This window comes from Soonwooa buanensis, from assembly GCF_900167905.1.
GTDB classification, from domain to species: domain Bacteria; phylum Bacteroidota; class Bacteroidia; order Flavobacteriales; family Weeksellaceae; genus Soonwooa; species Soonwooa buanensis.
This window is the reverse complement of sequence record NZ_FUYZ01000011.1, coordinates 23697-46825: the sequence shown is the minus strand read 5'-3', so window position 1 is coordinate 46825 and position 23129 is coordinate 23697. Positions and strand designations below refer to the sequence as shown.

Annotated in this window: 16 protein-coding genes; 4 read left to right on the top strand and 12 right to left on the bottom strand. The window is 34.3% G+C overall.

Translation table 11 applies throughout. The features are described 5' to 3' along the window. Positions 1 to 7: 7 nt before the first annotated feature. The 5 genes from B5X62_RS13130 to B5X62_RS13110 all read right to left on the bottom strand — a co-directional run bounded on the left by B5X62_RS13130 (position 8) and on the right by B5X62_RS13110 (position 5490). Positions 8 to 2446 (bottom strand): alpha-ketoacid dehydrogenase subunit alpha/beta, encoded by a 2439-nt coding sequence (locus tag B5X62_RS13130; protein WP_079667898.1) that lies wholly within the window; start codon positions 2444 to 2446, stop codon positions 8 to 10. A 243-nt stretch (positions 2447 to 2689) separates the two neighbouring features. Beyond that, positions 2690 to 3070 (bottom strand): GreA/GreB family elongation factor, encoded by a 381-nt coding sequence (locus B5X62_RS13125; protein WP_079667897.1) that lies wholly within the window; start codon positions 3068 to 3070, stop codon positions 2690 to 2692. A 415-nt stretch (positions 3071 to 3485) separates the two neighbouring features. Beyond that, positions 3486 to 4151: a hypothetical protein gene (locus B5X62_RS13120; protein WP_079667896.1), complete on the bottom strand. Its 666-nt coding sequence runs from the start codon at positions 4149 to 4151 to the stop codon at positions 3486 to 3488. After that, a complete protein-coding gene (locus B5X62_RS13115) occupies positions 4141 to 4821 on the bottom strand; it encodes a hypothetical protein (RefSeq protein WP_079667895.1) in 681 nt (226 codons plus the stop codon). Before B5X62_RS13115 ends, B5X62_RS13120 begins: the two co-directional genes overlap by 11 nt. Before the next feature lie 3 nt (positions 4822 to 4824). Continuing rightward, entirely contained in the window at positions 4825 to 5490 is a 666-nt protein-coding gene (locus B5X62_RS13110; RefSeq protein WP_079667894.1) for a hypothetical protein, read from the bottom strand. A gap of 477 nt (positions 5491 to 5967) precedes the next feature. On the opposite strand from B5X62_RS13110, the gene B5X62_RS13105 reads away from it, so the two are divergent. Next, complete coding sequence (locus B5X62_RS13105) at positions 5968 to 6615, top strand: helix-turn-helix domain-containing protein (protein WP_079667893.1); 648 nt, start codon at positions 5968 to 5970, stop codon at positions 6613 to 6615. Positions 6616 to 6617: 2 nt separating this feature from the next. On the opposite strand, the gene B5X62_RS13100 is transcribed toward B5X62_RS13105, so the two are convergent. From B5X62_RS13100 to B5X62_RS13070, 7 genes are all read right to left on the bottom strand, one after another. Beyond that, complete coding sequence (locus tag B5X62_RS13100; protein WP_079667892.1) at positions 6618 to 7910, bottom strand: TolC family protein; 1293 nt, start codon at positions 7908 to 7910, stop codon at positions 6618 to 6620. Positions 7911 to 8173: 263 nt separating this feature from the next. Further along, complete coding sequence (locus B5X62_RS13095) at positions 8174 to 10588, bottom strand: ABC transporter permease (protein ID WP_079667891.1); 2415 nt, start codon at positions 10586 to 10588, stop codon at positions 8174 to 8176. A 90-nt stretch (positions 10589 to 10678) separates the two neighbouring features. After that, entirely contained in the window at positions 10679 to 13093 is a 2415-nt protein-coding gene (locus B5X62_RS13090) for an ABC transporter permease (protein ID WP_079667890.1), read from the bottom strand. 90 nt (positions 13094 to 13183) lie between these two features. After that, on the bottom strand, positions 13184 to 15613 hold the full coding sequence (locus B5X62_RS13085) for an FtsX-like permease family protein (protein WP_079667889.1): 2430 nt from the start codon (positions 15611 to 15613) through the stop codon (positions 13184 to 13186). A 74-nt stretch (positions 15614 to 15687) separates the two neighbouring features. Then, positions 15688 to 16407 carry an ABC transporter ATP-binding protein gene (locus B5X62_RS13080; protein WP_079667888.1) on the bottom strand — a complete coding sequence of 240 codons (720 nt, stop codon included), beginning with the start codon at positions 16405 to 16407 and terminating at the stop codon, positions 15688 to 15690. A 124-nt stretch (positions 16408 to 16531) separates the two neighbouring features. Beyond that, positions 16532 to 17944, bottom strand: a complete 1413-nt coding sequence (locus tag B5X62_RS13075; RefSeq protein WP_079667887.1) for a DUF4932 domain-containing protein — start codon at positions 17942 to 17944, stop codon at positions 16532 to 16534. Further along, on the bottom strand, positions 17945 to 19189 hold the full coding sequence (locus tag B5X62_RS13070) for an efflux RND transporter periplasmic adaptor subunit (RefSeq protein ID WP_079667886.1): 1245 nt from the start codon (positions 19187 to 19189) through the stop codon (positions 17945 to 17947). Between the two features lie 167 nt (positions 19190 to 19356). Here B5X62_RS13070 and B5X62_RS13065 point away from each other — a divergent pair, with 167 nt between their 5' ends. The 3 genes from B5X62_RS13065 (at position 19357) to B5X62_RS13055 (ending at position 23049) form a co-directional block, all read left to right on the top strand. Next, positions 19357 to 20694, top strand: coding sequence for a sigma-54-dependent transcriptional regulator (locus tag B5X62_RS13065; RefSeq protein WP_079667885.1), 1338 nt, complete (start codon positions 19357 to 19359; stop codon positions 20692 to 20694). Then, positions 20694 to 22022: a sensor histidine kinase gene (locus B5X62_RS13060; protein WP_245797200.1), complete on the top strand. Its 1329-nt coding sequence runs from the start codon at positions 20694 to 20696 to the stop codon at positions 22020 to 22022. Before B5X62_RS13065 ends, B5X62_RS13060 begins: the two co-directional genes overlap by 1 nt. Before the next feature lie 91 nt (positions 22023 to 22113). After that, positions 22114 to 23049 (top strand): YeiH family protein, encoded by a 936-nt coding sequence (locus B5X62_RS13055; protein ID WP_079667884.1) that lies wholly within the window; start codon positions 22114 to 22116, stop codon positions 23047 to 23049. Positions 23050 to 23129: the final 80 nt, after the last annotated feature.

Below are 23129 nucleotides of genomic sequence, written 5' to 3'. Positions count from 1 at the left end.
CCAAATATTAGTAAATCGCTGGATATTTTGTAGGATTAACTTCATGGAACATTGCGTAGATTTTTTCTACCATATCATCTGCAGATGGCTTAGAGAAATAATCTCCATCCGTCGCATAAGCTGGACGATGATCCTCCGCCGAAATACAAATTGGTGCAGAATCTAAATATCTAAACGCATTTTGTTTTTCAATAATTTGTTGAAGAATAAATGCCGAAGTTCCGCCTTCTACGTCTTCGTCGATGACAACAAGACGATTGGTTTTCTTAACGCTTTCTGCAATCTCACTTGACAAGTCAAACGGAATTAAAGATTGAATATCGATAACTTCTGCGTTGATACCTAGCTTTTCAAGCTCTTTAGCCGCTTCCATCACAATTCTCCAAGTCGATCCGTAAGTAACCAAAGTCACATCACTACCCTCTTTTGTCACTTCAATTTTACCAACAGGAACCGTGAATTCGCCTAAGTTATCAGGTTGTTTTTCCTTCAAACGATATCCGTTAAGACATTCCACGATAAGAGCAGGCTCGTCCGCTTGTAACATCGTATTATAGAATCCAGCTGCTTTTGTCAAATCTCTCGGCACCAAAACATTGATACCTTTCACCAAGTTGATAATACCTGCCATTGGCGAACCAGAATGCCAAATACCTTCTAATCTGTGACCACGAGTTCTGATGATAACTGGCGCTTTTTGACCACCTTTTGTACGATATTGCACTGTCGCCAAATCGTCGCTCATACCTTGTAAACAATACAAAATATAATCTAAATATTGGATCTCAGCGATTGGACGAAGCCCACGCATCGCAAGACCGATACCTTGACCTAGAATTGTCGCCTCACGAATACCAGTGTCAGCAATTCTCAATGCACCATATTTTTCTTGAAGACCTTCTAGACCTTGGTTAACGTCACCAATGTTACCAGTATCTTCACCAAAAATCATGGCTTGAGGATATTTTTCAAAAATTTTATCAAAGTTATTTCTAACCACCATTCTGCCATCAACCGTTTCGGAAGCGTCAGAATAAACTGGCTTTACTTCTGCAATATTGGTGGCTTTCCACTCACTTTGAGAATAAAGATGAGAAGAATAATTATCTTTTTCAACAGCGAAAAGGCTTTCGTAGGCTTGCTTTAAAGCTTGTCTTTCTGCAGAGCTTGTTCCTCTTGTTGCAAGTAAAGTTTGACGAATTAAATGGAAAATATCTTTTTTACCAACAGAAATTAAAGCTTTGAATTTACTTACAAAATCAACAATTTCTGAATTTTGAGAAGTCATCGCTTCAACCAAAGGCAAAGCTTTGTTTTTTAATTCTGTAATCGTTGTTTGATAGTTTTCCCAAGCTTGTTTTTGACCATCTTTTACAATTTTCTTAGCCTCAGCTTCAATTTGGTCAAGCTCTTCTTTGGTCGCAATAATTTGTACATCACCACCTTCCTCGAATTGGAACGAATAAGTCTCGATCCACTCACGGAATTTATTTAAACAATCAAATTCTGTTTCGAATGCAAGACGCTCTTCATTTTTGTAACGCTCATGCGAACCTGAAGTTGAGTGACCTTGCGGTTGCGTTACTTCGATAACGTGAACAACAACTGGCACACTTTCTTCTCTTGCAAAATGTTCAGCTTTCGCATAAGCATCCATCAAAGCTGGATAATCCCAAGCTTTAACTTGGATAATTTCGCAACCTTGATTTTCGCCTTCTTGTCTTTGGAAACCAGAAAGCATTTCCGTGATATTCGCTTTAGCTCTTTGGTTTTTAGTTGGTACAGAAATCCCGTAGCCATCATCCCAAATCGAAACAATCATCGGAACTTGCAATGCACAAGCTGCGTTAAGTGTTTCCCAGAAATGACCTTCAGCCGTTGACGCATCACCAATGGTTCCGAAAGCTACTTCCTTCCCAGAATCTGAGAATTTTTCAGCGCCATCGAATTTTATTTCTTTATAAAAATTAGAAGCTTGAGCCAAACCTAACAATCTTGGCATTTGTCCTGCAGTAGGCGAAATGTCCGAAGAAATGTTTTTAATCTTTGTTAAATCTTTCCAACTTCCGTCTTCATTAATAGTTCTTGTTGCATAGTGCCCATTCATCTGACGACCGCCTGAAGCTGGTTCTCTATCAACATTGGTATCTGCATAAAGTTGTGCAAAAAAGCTTTCTACAGTTAGCGCATTAATCGCCAAAGCAAAAGTCTGATCTCTGTAATATCCTGAACGGAAATCGCCATCACGGAAAACTTGAGCCATTGCTAATTGTGGCAACTCCTTCCCGTCTCCGAAAATACCAAATTTGGCTTTTCCGGTTAATACTTCTCTTCTACCCAAATAACTCATCTCACGAGAAATCCTCGCTAGCTTGTAATTTGCTAAAATATCACTCTTAAAATCTTGGAAAGAAAGTTCCTCTGTATCTATGAAAGTCTCTTGCATTTTTATACATTTTCTACAAATATAACATTTTAAATTAAATGCGAAAACAATATTTTTATTAACTTAATTTTTCTTGAATCAGAATATTTTAATTCAAAAACAATAATATTTAATAATAAATCATAAACAAAATTATTAAATTCTCAAATTAATTAAAACATAACTGAATCTTAATAAGATTTAATAAAACAAAAAATCCTAAGTCAAGACCTAGGATTTTTATATTTTGCATTTAATTATAAATTAAGCTTCGAAATTTTCTACGCTAAGAATTTCGATTTTTCTGTCACCCGTTGGGAAAGGATATTCGATAACATCCCCCACTTTGTAACCAACAGTTGCTAGTGCCATTTCTGATAAAATTGAATATTTATTTTTCTTTGGTTTAGCCTTAGTTGATGGTACAAAAATATATTCTGCTTCCGTATTATCGTTATGTTCTTTAATTTTCACGATTCTGTTAACCGTTACAATATCTTCTGGAAGCTCTCTTCTAAGAACTTGCTTTGCATTTTTAAGTTGATCTAACAACAAAACTTCTTCTTGTATTGTTGTTCTTTTTCTTCTTAAATGATCTTTGATTGCGTCATATATTCCGGTTGTAACTACGATAGGTTCTAACATTTTTTTTAAAGTTTTAAATTGAAATTCTCAATGTATACATAACAAAATCGGGTATGCAAAATTCTTATGAGAACCTGCATACGTACAATACATTGAAATGAATAGTTGATTAAAAACGGTCATCAAATACCCCTGTCCCGATTAACGACAGGGCTTAATCGATAAACTCTTTAGAACTTTGTAGAAAGACGTCATCACGAAGATAGGACAAAGAAGCAATAAGTCTTTGGCAATGGATAACTTCATATTGAAATCTATAACTCGTCATATCTTATTCGTGAGAACTTTACGAAGTTACGACTATATTATGGCAAAAGCAAATATCTGTCTCTTTGTAATAAAAAAGGGCCCCAGAAACTATTGCTTCGTGGGACCTTGGTAAAAACACAAACGTTGTTTTTTTATTTAATTGAACTTAAAATTTTTCGCAAACCATGGAGTAATTGACATTTCCACCGCCAGCATTTCTGGCCAAAAACGTAACACGGTACATATTAGTATCTCCTGGATATGTTATATAATATTCATCAAATGTATTATTGGTAAAATTTCCAGTACTATCACTGGATGCCCCAATATTTTGCCAAGTATTCGCTCTAGGAATCGTTACATATTGATTTGAATTAAAGCTGCGTCCAGTTTCTGTGGTAAATCCATTTGCTGAACTGTCTCTTTTCCGTATTCTGTTATAATAAATTCTTGTTGAACCTGTTCCTGCAGTGGCAAGTCTTATCTGTGGCATTACAGGCGAATTGTATCTAAACTCAAATTTTCCACAAGCGACAATTGTTGCAGGATCTGGTCCCGTTTTAGAAGCTGTGAATTTTTTATTAACCACATAAAGAGCTTCAATTTTATTAAGCACTTCTTGTTTTGTCCAATAGTCGACCTTACCATCTACATCTTTTACAAGAACACGATTGTATGCAGGGTCTGTTGCTTTATCTACTGTTGATCTTAAGCGTAAATCACCATTAACATCCAAAGTCCTAGTAGGTGTCGTTGTATTGATCCCCACTTGAGCATTTAGTACCCCAATTGTTAGTAAGAGTACAAAACTTTTTAATTTTTTATAAAGCATCTTGTAGATAAAATTTTTCACAAATTAAACTATAGGTTCTTGTAGTCGAAGAATTGCTAAAACGTCCCATCGTTATCCTATAGAGATTATCCTGTTTTGGCAAGACCAAAGTATAAATCCCAATCATACTGTCAGTAAAATCTATATCATCTAGATTTCTATATTTATTATAATAGTCTAAGGCTTGATTGTTAACATTTTGGAATGCGACATTAGTTTTATTAACATACGAATAACTAGATCCACTAAAGCGCTTTATACCATAAGATAAGTTAAAATTTGTTTCTCCATTACTCGTAAAAACATCAGTAGTTTTTAATTTAAATTCAGCTTTGTTACCGTTAAAACGTACAATAATATCACCGCAGCTACACTCTTTAGCTGTATCTGCCGTCGTTGCATTATATATAGAACGCCCGACTTCCATATTGTTTTTACCAGATTGTTGCAAAGATTTAATATCAATATAGTCGACATTCCCATTTTGACGATTAACTGCTATTAGATGATCTGTTCCGGCAACTGCAGATTTATCAACGATATTGGTAACTCTTAGATTCCCATTAACATCCAAAGTCCTTTGAGGATCCGTATTATTAATACCTACTCTTTGTCCTTTGTATAAAAGTGCTAAAAAGCACATATTAAAAAAGATAAAACTTTTCTTCATTTTTTAAAATTTTTCGCAAGCTGATACAAAATCATAACTAGTACCTGTATGTTGTACTTTATAAATTGTTAATCTATAAATATCTGCATCACCAGGATACTGGAAAGTCATAACATTCTGCTCGTAAGAGTCGAGTCTTGCACTTTTAAACTCTTGTGCAACATCATAATTAGAAGTTGTAAAAGTAAAAGGCGCATCAACACCATTAGTAGCATTAGTCCCTTGATAAAACTGAAAACCATTATTCCAATTCTGCTCCATATTCATATAGATATTAACACTCGCAGCCGGCTTCTCATTAAGACCAAGTTTAACATTAGAATCTGTACCAGTGTCAAAAATGAAAAAGAATTTTCCACACTTCAGACGTCGATCTGGCAAACCATTTGCGCTCGTATTATTATAGATTTCACTATAACTTTCTTTGTCTACAGCCCCAACACCAGTATTTGGTAGAAAGCTACTACGCGATGCGTAATCGACATTACCATTGGTATCTGACACAAGAATTCGATCAAATGCCGCATCCTCAGATACGTTTTGCAAATTCGCTACTCTAAGATTACCTTGTACATGTAAAGTCCTTGTTGGACTGGTTGTATTAATACCAACTTGTGCATCAATATAGGTTAGTGATAGGATACTTGTCACTACAAGTAATTTTTTCATGATTTGAATTCTTAACTTATTATTGTTTTGAAAATAAATCAGTCTTCATCATATAATTGTGTTGAGGCAAAATTACACAACATATAAAGCAAGCCTCTTTTTCACTTTTAAAGGAAAACGGAATTCTAATACAAAAAAAATTAAAAAAACTAAAGACTACAAAACGACTACATAAATATCATATTGATTTTCAATGTTTTAAACATAATTCAAAACTCAAACATAAGTTTTCTTCACAGCTTTACAATTTCCTGAAATTAACAAATGTTAAATTTTCCTCTAAAAAGAAAGCTTATTCAAAATGTATTTTTTAACTTTGCAGAGTAAATAATCAATTATAAATATCAATTTTTCTTATATTTATTGTTATTTATGAATTTAATTCAGATTTAGATTATAAAATTTATTATTCTTTCAAAAAAGGCTATATATTTCATTAAAACTAAGCTTAATCGCATTTTATTTACACATATAATTATGCATACAACTTTATTCTTCACGTGCCTTATACTTGCAATTTTAGTAGGAATTCTTACTGGGATTATTGCAACTTATTATTATCTAGTGAAGAAAAAAAAGGATCAAAATCCACTAATTTTTACTACATTCAATGACGAAACGCCTCCTAATGTTAAATTAGAGGAAAAAACGAGTGCTAATATTAGCCCAGAAATACTGTCTGAAGAGCGTAACGAAGATCAAGAATTAATGACGGTAGAAACTCGTGTCAAAATCATTCAAAAGCTTGAAAAATTCGAGAAAAGCGGACTTTTTACGAACCGAAATTTATCTCTACCATATCTTGCGGCTTATCTAGAAACCAACACAAAGTATCTTTCTAAGATTATAAAAAATTATAAACACAGCGATTTTAACGCGTATATTAACAAACTTCGTATCGACTATATTTTGAAGCAACTCAATGAAAATAAAGAATATAGACACTACAAAATCAGCTCCTTAGCCGAAGAAGCAGGCTATTCGTCACATAGTAAATTCGCGACAATTTTTAAGCAAGTGGTTGGCATCCCGCCTTCCCTATATATTCAGCATTTAGAAATTGGGAAAATCCCGAGAGATATTCCCAACATGAACATTGATAATAATATTGCTGTTTCCTCGTAATACTATTCAAAAACCTTCAACAATTCGGTTTGTTGCATGACATCAAATTTACTGTTAATAAGATTGTAATTCGCTTGTAACCAATTATTTCGAACTACGAAAAAGTTATACGCATCGATTAAACCTTCACGATATTTTTCTTCAGAACGTTCGAAAGAGAGTTTTTGATTTTCAAAATTTTCGTTGAGAAGTCGATTTTTTTCGGTGGCATTTGAATATTGTTCCGCAATGATATTCAATGTTTTATAAAGTTCGGTTATCTTTTTCTGATTGTCGTATTCGGTGTTGAGTTTATCCAATTTTGAAATTTCAACATTGTTTTTTACGTGAAATTGTTGAAAAATCGGAATATTCAAACCTAAATAGACTTGTTGATTTTTATTTTGCGAAAATTGATCGGAAAAATTGGGAGCAATATTTCCTGAATTCAAAACTTTAGAATAAAATGTTGACCATTGATATTGTCCTGAAATAGATGGTAAATAACCAGATTTGGCGATTTTTAAACGTTGATTAGCGATTTCAATATTCTTTTGTGTTTCGGCATACACAGGATTTTTCTTCACCAATTCTTCAATTAAATTCTCTTTTGAAATAAAAGGAAAGGCTTCAGCTTCGCTTCCATTCATCACAAAATTGATGGAATCCTGATTGATATTTAACGCCGAAAGCAGATTTATTTTTGAAATATTGACATCATTTTGAGCCGAAATCCATTGCTCTTGAATGGTTCCAAAATTGGCTTTAATATCGTAAACATCGCTTTTTGCACGATTTCCGATTTCCACTTCTTTTTCCGTTCTTGCGATTTGTTCTTTCATCCCCGAAACTTGCGGTTCTAGAACTTCCAACCAAGATTTGTTTTTTTGATACTGAAAAAACAGATTGATGATATTCAGTTTCACATCGTTCAAAATGCTTTGCGAACGGTATTCGGAGCTTTCTTTATTAAGTTTTGACAAACCGATATTCAAGTAATTTTTCCAATTGAATAAATCAACATTTGCTTGCGCCGAAAATTGATCGTATTGAACATTCAGCGCTTCCCTTGCGTTGTTGCTGGGATTAATGGTCGAACCAAAACTGTAGCTATGACCAACATTTGCGTTAACCGAAGGCAATAATTTCCCAGTCGCCATGTTTTTCTCACGGATGTTTTTGTTGACTTCCAAAAGCCCTTGTCGCACGTCTGGATTCGTTTTTTGGGCGTAATCCAGACATTGCTGCAAAGTCCAATTTTCTTGTGCAGAAAAAAGGTTAACAATTAAAATTAGTAGGAATGAATATTTTTTCATTTTAGATTTTTGTTTTGGATTATGCTTTTTGCGAAATTAATTTTAGCTCGCAATTCATAATATTTTTTACAATTTATTTCGTCCCTTCGAGTAAAAATTTAAAAAATTTTGTATCGAGAAGTTTCGTCCTTATTAGTAATTAAAAAGTTCTCCATACGATTTCTGCGAAATCTACTCGAACTGACGATTTATTTTAATTTATTAGATTTCTCCTTCCTTAAAATGATAATTCATAATTCATAATTATCAATTAACAATTCTATTTATTCGTATTTCAAGAATTTAACAAGGTTAAGTTTTGTGGCTTTAATGGCTTTGATACTCACAACCGCAAAGGTTAATAAGAGTAAAAGAATCAAACTCAAAACGTACGGAAACCAAGGCATATCGATTCGATATGCGAAATCTTTCAACCATTCGTTCATGGCGTAATATCCCAAAGGAAAACTCAAAATAACTGCTACAACCGTGATGATCAAGAACTTTTTCGTTAAATCCCAAACGATTGTTTTTTCATCAGCGCCAAGTGTTTTCTTAATAGCGACATCTTTTAGTTTTTGCTCGATTAACAATGATGATAAAGAGAATAATCCCAATAAAGCAACCGCTAAAACAACGATATTTAGGACTGAAAACAATATTTTTTGGTTTTCAAATTTTTGGAAGGTCTTTTGGAAATTTTTGTCAACAAAAGAATAATCAAACGGATAACCTTCATCAACTTCTTTCATCCAAAAATCACGAATTCTAGTGATCGTTCCATCAATATCATTTTTAGAAAGCTTTATTTGAACACCATCCATTTGATTTTTTGCCCAATTTCTATTGTAATTAAAGAAAACTGCTGGTGTAACTGGCTGACTAACGCCATTAATGTAAAAATCCTTGACAACGCCTATAATTTTATAATTTTTATTTTCTTCCCAACCCGTTTTCAGTTCTTTTCCTAAAGCTTGTTGATCATTCCAACCCATTTTTTTAGCGAAAATTTCGTTCACAACCGCTCCATTAATGGTATCAGAAGCTTTTTTCCAATCTAAATCGCGACCAGAAGCCATTTTTATTTTATAGAAATTAAAATAATTTTCATCAATTCCGCCAACCATCACATTTTCTAACATTTTTGTTGTATCAGCCGCATATTTTGTAATCGACGTATTTCTCATACCAATCCCAATTTCCGACATCGATCCTGTAACATCCACAACGCCAGCAATTCTTTTAAGCTCGTCTTTCGTTCGCAGATATTTTTTGAGATTAAAATCTTTTTCTTGACGATTTTGCTTTTTAAATTGCACCGAAAGCACTTGATCACCTTTAAAGCCTAACTCTTTATTCATCATGTGTTTCACTTGAGAATGAATGATAACCGAACAAATGATAAAGAAAGACGAAATAATTAATTGAATGGTCAAAATAGAATTTCGCAACCAAACACCGCTTTTGCTTCTCGCAAAATTTCCTTTAAGCGTATTAATCGGTTTAAAATTGGACAAATACAAGGCTGGCAAAACCCCAGCAAACAAGGAAAAAACGAATAAAAACAATCCAGACAGCAGAAAAATTCTGAAATCGTCTAACTTAATTTCTTTGTTTAAAAATGTATTGAACTTCGGCAACAGCAACTCGATCATGCAAAAAGCAACAAAATAAGCCACCAAACAAATGACGAAGGTTTCTAACCAAAATTGAAAAACCAATTTTCCTTTTGAAGTTCCTAAAGCCTTTCTAACACCTACTTCTTTCGCTCTTTGAGCAGCTTGTGCCGTTTTTAAATTAACCAGATTAATCGCTGACAAAACCAAAATAAGAACAGAAAGACCCAACATAATTAGGATCGATTTTTTATCGCCTTTTTCTATTCCAAATCCAGCTGCGTCCAATCTCATTTTATCAATTCGTGTCAAAATAACTTTCAAACTATTATCGGCTTCATAACCCCATTTTTTGGCTGTTATTGCATCTTCACGCAGCATATCTTTGGTTATTTTATCCTCTACTATCTTAGGATCTGTCCCAGGTTTAAGCCTAAAAAAACCTGTGTAACTATAATTCGTCCACTGATTGGCTTCCTTCAAACCTGGCATTCTAATCATAAATTCAGGTTTAAAAACCGTTTTCTCCGCAGGCATTTTATAAATTGCACTTACGGTAAAAACTTTACCGTCATCATCTTTTTTAATGGATTTTCCTAAAGATTTCAGATATTCGTCACCAAAAAGTTGCTTTGCAGTTTGTTCAGAAAGAGCGATTTGGTTTTCGTTGTCCAATGCATGACTTAAATCGCCTGCAATTTTTTCAATAGCCAAAAAGGAAAAAATAGAACTTACACTCATTCCTGAGCTTACATACACCGATTTTCCTTCGGAAGAAATTTTCATTTTTCCCCAATTATTTAAAAGGGTGTAATCTTCAATTTCGTCGTATTTCTGTGTGGTTACAGACAATTCGGGAAAACTAGAAACGGACATTGTACCAAACACCTTCCCCGAATTTTCCACCAAATAGATGTTTTCTTTATTCGGAACCCATTGTTCATAGGATTTTTCGTCTTGCCAATTGATGAATACCAACAAGAAAATACACAAACCAAGGCTCAACCCAAATACATTGATTATCGTGGAAAGCCAATTCTTTTTATAGTTGATGAATGCTATTTTAAGCCAATTTTTAAACATAACTTTTCTTTTTTAGATACTAGAACCGAGATTCTAGACATGAGACTTTTCTTGATTCTTGATTCTTGGTTCTTGACTCTAGAATCTTTACTACTCGTATTTCAGGTATTTTACAAGGTTTACTTTAGTTGCTTGATAGGCTTTGATGCTTACCACAACGAAGGTCAAAATCAGTAATAAAACCAAACTCAACACGTATGGGAACCATGGCATATCGATTCGGAAAGCGAAATCTTTCAACCATTCATTCATGAAATAGTACGAAATCGGAATGCTCACCAAAACCGCTACTAAAGTGATGATTAAAAACTGTTTTGTTAATCCAACAATCAACTGTGAATCACTTGCTCCAAGTGTTTTTCGAATGACCACAGTTTTTAATTTTTGTTCGATCATTAACGATGACAAAGCGAATAATCCCAATAAGGCAACCGTTAAAACCATCGCATTGAGAACGGTAAACAAGGTTTTTTGCTTTTGATATTTTTCATAGGATTCAGCAAATTTTTTATCCAAGAAAAACGATTCTACTGGATATCCCGGTTCAACATTGGTTTCCCAATATTTTTTAAGTCGAGAAACAGTTCCATCAATATCATTTGGATCAACTTTCACTTGAATATTAAAGACTTGAAAACGTTTCCATTGCGTTTCTTTATAATGAAAAAACACAACTGGATCTATTTTTTCTTGTAAGCCTCGAACATTAAAATCCTTAACAATTCCAACAATATGATATTTTTGATAATCGAAACCAGGTTTTATATACTCTTTCATCGCTTCATCATCCGTCCAACCCATTTTTTTAACAAAAGCCTCATTCACCAAAACATTTGTCATCGTATCCGAAGCTAAATTGGGATCAAGCCATCTTCCCTTCTTCAATTTGGCACCAATAAATTGCAGATAATTGAAATCCATAGAACCATGCTGACCTTGGATACTTTTGTCCATATAATCCATGTTGGAAGTGGACGAACTATTAAGCCCTGGAACCGCCTCGCCATAGGAAATCTCATCAACGCCTTGTATTTTTTTCATCTCTGTTTTTAGACGTTCGTATTTCAGCCAAGGTTTAGGTGAGTTTTCGTTGAAAAAAAGTAGAAATATTTGCTTTCCATTGTAACCTAAGTCTTTATTCATCATGTATTTCACTTGAGAATTGACGATAAGTCCACCGATGATAAAAAAGGATGAAATGATTAATTGTAAAGTCAAAATTCCGTTACGCAACCAAGAACCGTGTTTGCTTCTTGCGAAGTTTCCTTTTAAAGTTTCTATCGCTTTAAAGTTCGATAAATATAGCGCTGGAATAATCCCCGCGATTAAACTTACCAACGCCATCATCCCAAAAGAATAGATGAAAATCATTGGATCGGTCATTTTCAATTCTTTTCCCAGATATTTATTAAATGAAGGTAAAACAAGTTCTGTAAGCCCTAAAGCCAAAATAAAAGCCGCCAAACAGATTAAAAAAGTTTCTAATAAAAACTGAAAAATCAAACTCGCTTTTGTACTTCCAATCGCTTTTCTAACGCCCACTTCTTTCGCACGTTGAGACGCTTGAGCGGTTTTAAGGTTGATAAAATTAATAGCGGATAAAACCACGATAAGTACCGAGAATATAAACAAAATCAAAATTGTTTTAAAATCTGGAGCACCAAACCACGACGCTTTTGCATGCAATTTCATTTTATCCAAAGGCGTTAATAAAACATCGTTCGGACCGTATTTATCTTGGTACTCTTTTACTGAAATCCCAGCTTCTTTAGCGCCAAGTTGCGCTCGTAGTTTCAGAACTTCATTTTTAAATTTTTCTTCTACCAATCGAGGGTCCGCACCTTTTTTCAACATGAAAAAACAACCGTAATTGAAATTTCCCCATTGATCTTTATCATTTTTAATTTGATCATACGCCAAAGCAACATAGTCAGGATTAATCTGTGTATTTTCTTTTGGAAGCTGATAAACCGCCGTTACCACATAGTTTTTACTATTAATAGTTAAAGATTCGCCCGCAACATTGGTTCGTCCAAAAAGATTTTTTGCCGCTTTGTCAGACAACGCAATTGAGGATTCATTTTTCAACGCGTTTGTATAGCTTCCCGAAATTAACTTGAATGGGAAAAAAGTAAAAAACTCTTCCGAAACTTGAAATCCACCATCCTGAAAAACAGATTTTCCATTGGCGATCATTTTTGTTGAATACCCAGCACCATTTTGTAATGCGAAATGACTGATTTCTGGAATTCGCTTTAAAGCTTCTTCCGCCATCGGATACGAAATCGTGCTTCCATAGCCTTTCTGCGCATCGAAATATGCCTGAAATGAATAAATATCATCCTTCTTAGGATTCCATTTTTCGTAGGATTCTTCGTCATTCCAATGCATTAAGATTAAAATAAATCCCGTTAAACCAATGGTTAGACCGAACAAATTAATGCAGGTGGAAAGCCAATTCTTTTTATAATTGATGAATGCTATTTTAAGCCAATTTTTAAACATAACTTTTCTTTTTTAGATACTAGAACCGAGATACTAGATTCTAGATTTTTAACTTTTCATGATTCTTGATTCTTGGTTCTAGAATCTTTATTACTCGTATTTCAGGTATTTAACAAGGTTTACTTTGGTTGCTTGATAGGCTTTGATGCTGACCACAACGAAGGTCAAAATCAGTAATAAAATCAAACTCGCGATGTACGGAAACCAAGGCATATCGATTCGGAAAGCGAAGTCTTTTAGCCATTCGTTCATAAAGAAATACGAAATCGGAACGCTTATTAAAACCGCCACCAAGGTGATGACTAAAAACTGTTTCGTTAAGACCATTATCAACTGCGAATCGCTTGCACCAAGGGTTTTTCGGATGACGACGGTTTTTAATTTCTGCTCAATCATTAAGGATGACAACGCGAATAATCCCAATAAAGCAACCGTTAAAACCATGATATTTAAAACTGAAAATAAGGTTTGCTGCTTTTTATATTTATCAAAAGTTTTTGCAAAAGTTTTATTAATAAATTCGCCTTGTAATGGATAGCCAGCTTCAACTTCGGTTTCCCAATATTTTTTGATTCTCGCTAAATTTTCGTCCATATTTTCCGGTGTCAATTTTATCTGAAGATTCATCAATGCATTTTTTGTCCAAAATCGATCGTAATTGAAAAACATCACCGGACTTACTTCTCGCTGCACATCTCCAAAATTGAAATCTTTCACCACACCGATAATTTCCAAGTCTTTCGCTTTAGCATCGGTTCCGCTGCTCATTTGCTTTCCAACCGCTTCTTGATTGGTCCAACCAATGTCTTTCACAAAGGCTTCGTTGACGATAATTCCGCGAGTCGTATCACTGGTTAATTTTGGATTAAAATCTCGTCCCGCCGCAAATTTTATCTTGTAGAATTTTATAAAGTTTAAATCAATCGCGCCAACACCAGCATCCACATATTTCGTTGAATCTCGTTTGTATTTAATAGCAGTTGATCCTTGCACGCCATTACCAATAGTTTGAAAAGAACCCGTAACATCTATTACTCCAGGAAAATGTTTGATTTTTTCTTTATATAAATTGTATTTTCGATAGTTAAAATCATTCGCCCAAGAATCTTTCATAAAATCCAACTGATACACTTGTTCACCATTAAATCCTAAATCTTTTTCCATCATGTGATTCACCTGTTTGTTGATGACCAATGACGAAATAATGAAAAATGAGGAAATGATAATTTGTATTGTGAGTACTGAATTCCGTAGCCAAATACCGTGTTTGCTTCTTGAGAAATTCCCTTTTAAAGTTTCTATTGGTTTAAAATTGGACAAATAAACCGACGGAATAATCCCTGAAATAAATGCGAATACAACGACAATTAGAAACGTATATAAATACAAAATTGGACTTCCTATTTTGATGGTTTTACCCAAAAACTTTCCGTAGAATGGCAGCAAATATTCCAACAAAACGATGGAAATGATGAACGCTAAAAAGTACAATATAAAAGTCTCGACAAGGAATTGGAAAACCAAGGATTTTTTTGAACCGCCTAATGATTTTCTAACGCCAACTTCTTTCGCTCTTTGCGAGGCTTGAGCTGTATTTAAATTGATGAAATTAATTCCTGAAAGCAACAAAATCAGTCCAGCCAAGGATAATAAAATAACAATTGCTTTTTTGTCAACACCTTGCAAACCACCAGTTTTTGACTCCAAGCGCATTTCTTTTACATTCACCAACCGAATCTGAATTGGTCGCTGCAACAATGGCCAACCTTCTTTTTTCAGCGCAATATTCAGTTCTTTATTTTGTAATGCCGATAATTTATTTTCTAATTCTGCTATATTGGTGTTTGGTTTCAATCGATAAAATCCGAAAAAACCGTGATTACTCCAAGTATTTTTATCATATTTAATACCTTCATGACGCATCGCATAACCTGGTCTGAAAATCGTATTTTCCGACTCAGAAGGCAATTTATAAATCGCTTGTACCACTACTTTTTTACCCGTATCATCCTTGGTAATTGTTTTTCCAATACTTTGTTTATAATCTTCTCCAAATAATTGTTTTGCAACATCTTCGGACAACGCAATAGAGCTTTCATCCACAAAAAGATTATCATAACTCCCTGCAACTAACGGAAAAGGTAAAACTTTAAAAAAGTCTTCCGAAACATCCGCATACGTAGCATAACTAGAACGTCCATCCGCCAACAATCTCGATTTACTAGAGTCCCAATAATTGATCACCGAAAAATTCTGAATTTCAGGAAACAACTTTTTAGACGTATCTAAAAACGGATAACTGCTAACCGAATTATAGTTTTTTGGACCTAAAATCCTTTCAATATAAAAAACATTATCACCTTCTGGAATCCACTTTTCATAAGATTTTTCGTCTTGCCAATTCAGAAAAACCAACAAGAAAGCCGTTAATCCCAAGGACAAACCCAAAAGATTAATGCAGGTCGAAAGCCAATTCTTTCTATAATTGATGAATGCTATTTTAAGCCAATTTTTAAACATAACTTTTTTTAGATATTAGAACCGAGATTCTAGATATTAGACTTTTCTTGATTCTTGATTCTTGATTCTCCGTCCTAGCCTTCTACTACCGCTGATTTTTCAAAAACATCTTTTCGTTGCGTTGCGTGTTCTTCGCTGAAAATTTCGCCATCTTTCATGTTCACAATTCTTGAAGCAAATCCTGCATCATACGACGAGTGTGTTACCATCACAATGGTTGATCCCTCTCTGTGAAGCTCTGCCAAAAGGTTCATCACTTCGTTACCGTTGGATGAATCCAAGTTTCCTGTCGGTTCATCGGCAAGAATTAATTTTGGTTTCGTTACCAAAGCTCGCGCAACGGCTGCTCTTTGTTGTTGACCACCCGAAAGTTGTTGTGGATAATGCTTTGCACGATGAATGATGTTAATTTTCTCCATAATTTCTTCTACTCTTTTCTTACGATCCGCAGAAGAAACACCATTATAAATTAAAGGAAGTTCGATGTTTTCGTATACCGTTAATTCATCAATCAAGTTGAAGTTTTGGAAGATAAATCCAATGTTTTTCTTACGAAGTTGTGCTCTACCACGCTCGTTGGTTCCAACAATTTCGTGGTCTAAAAACTTGTACGAACCTTGTGACGCATCGTCCAAAAGTCCAAGAATATTCAACAATGTTGATTTTCCGCAACCTGAAGGCCCCATAATAGCGACAAATTCGCCTTCTACGATTTTCAAATCGACTTTGTTAAGCGCCGTAGTCTGCACTTCCTCCGTCTTGTATATTTTCGATAATTGAGTTGTTGTGATCATATTTTTATTTTTTTGTTGTATTATATTTTTTGTTTCAAGTTTGAAGTTTAAGGTTTAATGAAAAACAATTGATAATTGATAATTGATAATTGATAATTGATAATTCATAATTCATAATTCATAATTACTTTGTTTTAAACCTTACCACATAATCTTGCAACGGATAACCGTCAAAAGATTCGAACTTTTTACCAACAAGGATAAATTCATATTCGGTGTTAGGTTTCATTCCTAATTCAATTTTTAAAGCATTATTATTGTCGATATAAACTGGTCTATTTTTTATCGGAACGCCTTCTCGTCCTAAACTTCCGATATTAATGGACATTTGATTTCCGATTAAGGTTTTGTCGAAATAAATAATCATTTCTTTTAAATTTGGGTCAACATCATTTTTACCATTAATATTGGGCAAAACAGAATTCACTTTTGGAAGTTTTACTTCATAATTGCTAACCATTTTGTTGACATTCATCGCAACCAATTGAAAAAACGCGACGATGTTTGGATAAAAAGATTCCAAACTTGGATATTCCTTTCTGTTAGCTTGATATTGCTCTAGAAGTTCGACCAATTCAGGAGTCCAAACAAATCTACGTTTGAACTGTTCTTTCATTTCGGCTTTAATTTCCTTTTCCGAAAAATGATTTTCCTTCATGTAAACAATCACCGCAGCACGAACAATCGATTCGTTAATAAGCGTTTTCCAGTCTCCATAAGCTTGGTCTTTCATTGGCTGTCGAACCGCTTCCAAAATTTGATTAGCAGGCTTCTCCAATTTCTTCTGATATTCTAGATTTTCCAGCAAATAATTAACAAAAGAATGGTTGAATTCATGAATCAAAGTTGGTGCGTAACTGCTTGTATAAATCAAAGTTCTTCCATCAAAATTCCCACCGCTTACAATCGCATAGACTTGATCTTTTTCGTTATCTTGGCTCACTCGTGGACCATAATTTCCGCCGCCATTTCCGTAACCAATCACCACTTTAAAGTCTTCATTAGGCTGTTTTCCGTAAAATTTCGGATACCATTCTTGATTTAATTTTACCAAAACCGAATCACTAAAAGCTTTCCCAGCTTGTAGATAATCCGCTTGATGATCTTTATAAAACTGATTAAACTTCGACGCCTTATAAAATTGGTTCAAATCTTTTAAAAACGAAGGTAACTTCTCTGTTTTCCAACGTTTGTCTAGACTTTTACGTTTTGGATCTCGTAAACTTAAAGTTCCTTTTTTGATATTTAAATTCACCGCCATCGACATTACTGCATCATAACCCAAACCATCTTCATTACGTTCTTTTTTAAGCTTCGTTAGAAATTCCGAATTCTTAAAAGATCCAAAGTGCTTTTCGATATCTTCCGCATACAACGCATTGTTCTTATCGCTGTATTCATCGGCTTCTATCAGCCTAAAAATCGAACTCAACAACTCCACTCGTTCATCCACATAAGGTTCAATTTTGCTTTGCGCTTGCCCCAAATTTCCAAGAGCGATCAAGCTAAAAGCGGCATATAGTTTTGTAATTTTCATTTAGTTTTTCAGGTCTAAAATTTCATATTTTTTGTAATCGCTGTAATCGGATACAATCACTTTCTCTCCTTTTTTCAAGCCCGAAGTCACTTCGTAATACATCGGATTTTCACGTCCTAGACTAATGTTTCGCTTCTCTCCTTTATTTCCATTAACCACAAAAATCCATTTTCCGTTGGTGTCTTTGTAGAAACTTCCTTTCGGAATCATCACACTTTGCGTGTCTGCCGACAATTTCAATTTCACACCGAACGTCATCCCAATTTTTAAATTCTCAGGTTTTTCATTGTCCGAGAAATTCAACTCAACAGAAAACTGTCCGTCTTTCACTTCTGGAAGGACTTTTGTGACGATTACATTGTAGTTTTTTCCGTTGTTATCCAAAGTTCCTTTAATTCCGATTTGCAATTTGTTGATGTAATATTCATCCACTTTTGCAATGAGTTTATAGCCGTCCATCAAATCTATATTTCCGATGCTTTCACCCGACGTTAGATTCTGTCCCAAAGATAAAATGAAAGACGACAATCTCCCAGAAACAGGCGCCATAATGAGGAAATTATTTTTGTTGGATTTCAAAACCAACAAGCTTTTTTCCATTTGATTGATTGATGTATTAATCGCCGAAATTTGCTGATTTCGAGAGCGATTTTCATTCACAATGCCTTGTTCAGTAATTTGCTTGCGTTTGGTTTGATAATTCAAATTTTGTTGAGCCAATTCAAACTCCGATTTTTTCCCAATTTCAGCGTCATACAAACGTTTTTGAAGATTAAAAGCTTGTTGCGCTGTATTGTAATCGTTCTGACTTTGCAATAATTCTTTGTTTTGATTGAATTCTTGATTTTTCAATTCTAAAAGTGAACTTCGCATATGGCTAATTTGCTGCATAATTCCCGTTTCCTGATTCAGATAATTGAATTCCGTATTCGGGTTATACACGCGCGCCAAAGGTTGTCCTTTCGTCACCATTTGTCCATCTTCTGTGTAAATTTCTTTCACCATTCCGCCTTCCAAAACATTCACCAAAGATGAGTTTAGAGATTGCGTTTGTGCGGTAATCATGAGCATATCTTCGAATTTCCCTTCCGTTACATCCCCAAATTGAAGGTCTTCCGTTTTTACATTATAGGTTTTCTTTTGCTGCAAAAAGTACGTCGCAAAAGCCCCAACTCCGATTACCGCCAAAAGTGCAATAAGTATAATTTTGATTTTTGATTGTTTTTTTTCTACTTTCGTATCCATGATATCAGATTGATTCACAGTTTATTACACGAAGATAATGCCACGAAGTTTATAAACCTGTAAAATACTGATAATGAGAATCCAATTGAAAATATGTACTTTTAAAACTGTTCGAAATTGAACACTTGTTGTCCGAAAACGAACATTAAAAAACGTAGAAAGAAGCTATGAGAAAAAAAGAAGCCGGAATTTTGATTGTTGATGATGACGAAGATATTTTGTTTTCGGCTCGTGTGTGGCTTAAAAAATTCTTCACCAATGTGATTGGAATTAGTGCTCCGCAAAAGATTTTATCAACATTAAATGAAAACGAAATCGACGCCATTTTGCTCGATATGAATTTCCGTCGTGGTTTCGAAGATGGCAAAGAAGGCTTGTATTGGCTTTCCGAAATTAAAGAAGTCAATCCCAATATTCCCGTGATTTTGATGACGGCTTATGGCGAAGTAGAATTGGCTGTGGAAGCTTTAAAGAAAGGCGCTACCGATTTTATTTTAAAACCTTGGAACAACGAAAAACTCTACGCTTCGGTGAATCTTGCAGTTGATATTTCGCGAAAAAATAAGAAGTTATCGCAATGGGAAAACCTGCAAGAAAGTACGCAGAATTATCGTCTAGAAAGTCAATCGCCAACTATGATTTTGGTGATGAATACGTTGCTAAAAGTTGCTAAAACAGACGCTAACGTTCTACTTTTGGGAGAAAATGGAACTGGAAAATATGTGATGGCAGATTATATTCATCAGCATTCGCAAAGGAAAAACGAACCTTTTGTACACATTGATTTGGGTTCGATTTCTGAGAATTTGTTCGAAGCCGAATTATTTGGTTACGCTAAAGGTGCTTTTACTGATGCAAAAACTGATAAAGCTGGGAAGATTGAAAACGCCGATGGTGGAACGGTTTTCTTGGACGAAATCGGAAATTTGTCTTTGCCACTGCAACAAAAATTGTTGACTTTAATTCAAACCAAAAAATTATCGAGAATTGGCGAAACCAAAGAACGTTTCCCAAATGTTCGATTCTTGTTTGCAACCAATGCCGAATTAAGAAAACTCGTTGCTGAAGGGAAGTTTAGAGAAGATTTGTATTTCCGAATTAATACCGTGGAAGTTAATTTACCGCCACTTCGTGATCGAAAAGAAGATATTCCAGCTTTGACCGAGTTTTTCTTGACTAAATTTGAAAAGAAATATAACAAAGAAAATCTTGAAATCGAAAACATGGAAGAGCTGGTCAATTACGGATTTCCAGGAAATATTCGCGAATTGGAACACAGCATTGAACGTGAAATAATTTTGTCGGATTCTTCGAAAATTCAACTTAAATTTGATTCTTCAAAACCAGAAAACGAAACCGTATCGTCTTTAAATTTGGAAGAAATGGAAGAAAAACTCATCAAAAACGCGCTCAAAAAATACCAAGGAAATATTTCGGCAGCAGCTGATGCTTTGGGACTTTCTCGCGCTGCTTTGTACCGTCGAATGGAAAAATTTGGCTTATAATGATGTTTAAAAATTTCAATTTTCTGTGGCTGATTTTTAGCATTCTGAGTTTGGTGGCTTGTTTCGTCGCTTTCGATGCTTATTTTCATCAAAAATATTTCACCTCCGTTATCTTTTTTTCGGTTGCTGTTGCTTTGCAAATCGCTTGCTGGATGAAGTTTTCGACCAAAATGAATGACGCTGAAAAAATCATTAGTTCTATCAGAAATAAAGATTTTTCTCTTTTCCCAGAAATGGATGCGAAAAATGACTTAAAAGCCAACGTGGTTAAGTTGTACTATCAGGCCAAAGAAGAGCACAAAGATCTTTATTCCTACAAAAATCTGTACGAATCGATTTTAAATAAAATGGAAATCGGTTTTTTGATTTTGAATAAAAATCAGCAAGAAGAAAATTGGAAAGTTTTCTATTCCAATCCGAGTTTTTCGAATATTTTGAAAGTTCCAAAATACAACGAATGGAGTTTTTACAAAGATAAATCGCCCGATTTTTTTCAATTGATTGAAAGTTCTGAATTTCAGGATTCACAAGAGTTTATCGACATATCAATTCAAGAAAGTACGGCGCAATCCTACTCGATTCGTACGTCCAGAATCGCCACATACGGCAATGAATTTTGCGTCATTTCTTTAGAATCCATCCAACGAATTATCGACAAAAAGGAAAAACAAGCGTGGAATAATTTGATGAAAGTGATTTCGCACGAGCTTCTCAACACGCTAACGCCCGTGAATAGCTTGATTTATAATTTAGAATATTTGACGGCTCAAGAAGAATTGACGCAAGAAGATCAGGAAGAAATCAAAGATTCTTTGAAAATTATCAATTCTAAATCGCAGCAATTGCTCCATTTCATTGATAGTTATCGACAAATTGCAGAACTTCCAAAACCTAAAAAAGAGAAAATAAATCTTAAAACTACAATCGAAAAAGCCACAAAAATTTTCGAAACAGAATTTAAAACAAACACTATTCAGTTGGAAATTTTGGCTCAAGATTATTTTATTCAAGCTGATGAAAGCATGATTGAACGCGTTTTGGTCAATCTTCTAACCAACGCCCAATTGGCTTTACAAAAACAAGATTCTAAGAAAATAAACATTCAAATTTCAGAAGTCAACAATCGGATTTTACTTTCCGTAGAAGACAACGGCTCGGGAATCGATCCACAAATTGAATCTAAAATATTTCTTCCTTTTTTCACCACACGTCAAAACGGCTCTGGAATTGGCTTAACGCTTTCCAAAGGCATTATGGAAGCGCATAACGGCTATCTCATCTATCGTCGATTGGAAAAAGGTTCCGCGTTTGAGATGTGGTTTGTTTAGATAAAACATTCATAACAAAAAGTTATAGACTATAAATTTTTACAATTGGTTTTGTAATATCATATTTTAGAAATTTGTCAAAAAAAAGAACATGCAAGTTTTTAAAATAAAGCATTCGTACCAAATCATCATTTTCGTCATTCTTGCAACGCTAAGTGTCAGTGGATTAATAAGTTCGCCAATTGCATTGTTATTAGGTTTAATAATGGCAATTTTTCTCGGAAATCCTTTTGAAAGCAAAGTTTCTAGTTATATTCACAAGCTTTTGCAAATTTCGATTGTTGGTTTAGGATTTGGTTTGCACCTTGATGAAGCGCTAAAAGTCGGTCAATCTGGTTTTCTATTGACGATTGCTAGTATTTCAATTATTTTTATTCTAGGATATTTTTTAGGAAAACTTTTAAAAATAGAACGACCTCTCGCCTATCTCATTTCTGCAGGAACAGCGATTTGTGGCGGTAGCGCCATTGCAGCAGTTTCTCCGATTATTAAAGCCGACACCAAACAAATTTCTCTAGCTTTAGCCATTGTTTTTTCATTAAATTCGATTGCATTGTTTATCTATCCAAGTGTTGGACATTGGTTGATGATGACGCAACATGACTTTGGATTGTGGTGCGCGATCGGGATTCATGACACGAGTTCGGTGGTTGGGGCTGCGAGCAAATTTGGTGATGAAGCCTTGAAAACTGCGACAACAGTTAAGCTGGCAAGAGCATTATGGATTATTCCTGTTTCGATTTTAACAATGTTTTTGTTTAAAACAAAAGGTACAAAAATTAAAATTCCGTGGTTTATAGGTTATTTTATTCTTGCAATTTTATTGAGCACTTATTTTCCGATTTTTGATTCGATAAGTCCAACTATTACTAAAATTTCGAAACTTGGATTAAATTTAACCTTGTTTTTAATAGGTTCAACCTTATCATTAGAAGCTCTAAAATCAATTAGTTTCAAACCATTATTACTTGCAATTATCTTGTGGATTGTTATTAGTATCGGAAGTTTAATGATAATTTTAAACTAAGAACCTGTTTAAAAATTTTAGCAATAAAATCTAAATATGCTCTAAAAATATCTAAATTTATCTTTCAAAAATTAAAAAAA

What these genes read in the sequence shown, in the direction of transcription:
- B5X62_RS13110 (WP_079667894.1), bottom strand. Translation starts at nt 5,490, where the DNA reads ATGAAAAAATTACTTGTAGTGACAAGTATCCTATCACTAACCTATATT.
- B5X62_RS13070 (WP_079667886.1), bottom strand. Translation starts at nt 19,189, where the DNA reads ATGGATACGAAAGTAGAAAAAAAACAATCAAAAATCAAAATTATACTT.
- B5X62_RS13055 (WP_079667884.1), top strand. Translation starts at nt 22,114, where the DNA reads ATGCAAGTTTTTAAAATAAAGCATTCGTACCAAATCATCATTTTCGTC.
- B5X62_RS13130 (WP_079667898.1), bottom strand. Translation starts at nt 2,446, where the DNA reads ATGCAAGAGACTTTCATAGATACAGAGGAACTTTCTTTCCAAGATTTT.
- B5X62_RS13105 (WP_079667893.1), top strand. Translation starts at nt 5,968, where the DNA reads ATGCATACAACTTTATTCTTCACGTGCCTTATACTTGCAATTTTAGTA.
- B5X62_RS13080 (WP_079667888.1), bottom strand. Translation starts at nt 16,407, where the DNA reads ATGATCACAACAACTCAATTATCGAAAATATACAAGACGGAGGAAGTG.
- B5X62_RS13085 (WP_079667889.1), bottom strand. Translation starts at nt 15,613, where the DNA reads ATGTTTAAAAATTGGCTTAAAATAGCATTCATCAATTATAGAAAGAAT.
- B5X62_RS13090 (WP_079667890.1), bottom strand. Translation starts at nt 13,093, where the DNA reads ATGTTTAAAAATTGGCTTAAAATAGCATTCATCAATTATAAAAAGAAT.
- B5X62_RS13095 (WP_079667891.1), bottom strand. Translation starts at nt 10,588, where the DNA reads ATGTTTAAAAATTGGCTTAAAATAGCATTCATCAACTATAAAAAGAAT.
- B5X62_RS13060 (WP_245797200.1), top strand. Translation starts at nt 20,694, where the DNA reads ATGATGTTTAAAAATTTCAATTTTCTGTGGCTGATTTTTAGCATTCTG.
- B5X62_RS13075 (WP_079667887.1), bottom strand. Translation starts at nt 17,944, where the DNA reads ATGAAAATTACAAAACTATATGCCGCTTTTAGCTTGATCGCTCTTGGA.
- B5X62_RS13115 (WP_079667895.1), bottom strand. Translation starts at nt 4,821, where the DNA reads ATGAAGAAAAGTTTTATCTTTTTTAATATGTGCTTTTTAGCACTTTTA.
- B5X62_RS13125 (WP_079667897.1), bottom strand. Translation starts at nt 3,070, where the DNA reads ATGTTAGAACCTATCGTAGTTACAACCGGAATATATGACGCAATCAAA.
- B5X62_RS13065 (WP_079667885.1), top strand. Translation starts at nt 19,357, where the DNA reads ATGAGAAAAAAAGAAGCCGGAATTTTGATTGTTGATGATGACGAAGAT.
- B5X62_RS13100 (WP_079667892.1), bottom strand. Translation starts at nt 7,910, where the DNA reads ATGAAAAAATATTCATTCCTACTAATTTTAATTGTTAACCTTTTTTCT.
- B5X62_RS13120 (WP_079667896.1), bottom strand. Translation starts at nt 4,151, where the DNA reads ATGCTTTATAAAAAATTAAAAAGTTTTGTACTCTTACTAACAATTGGG.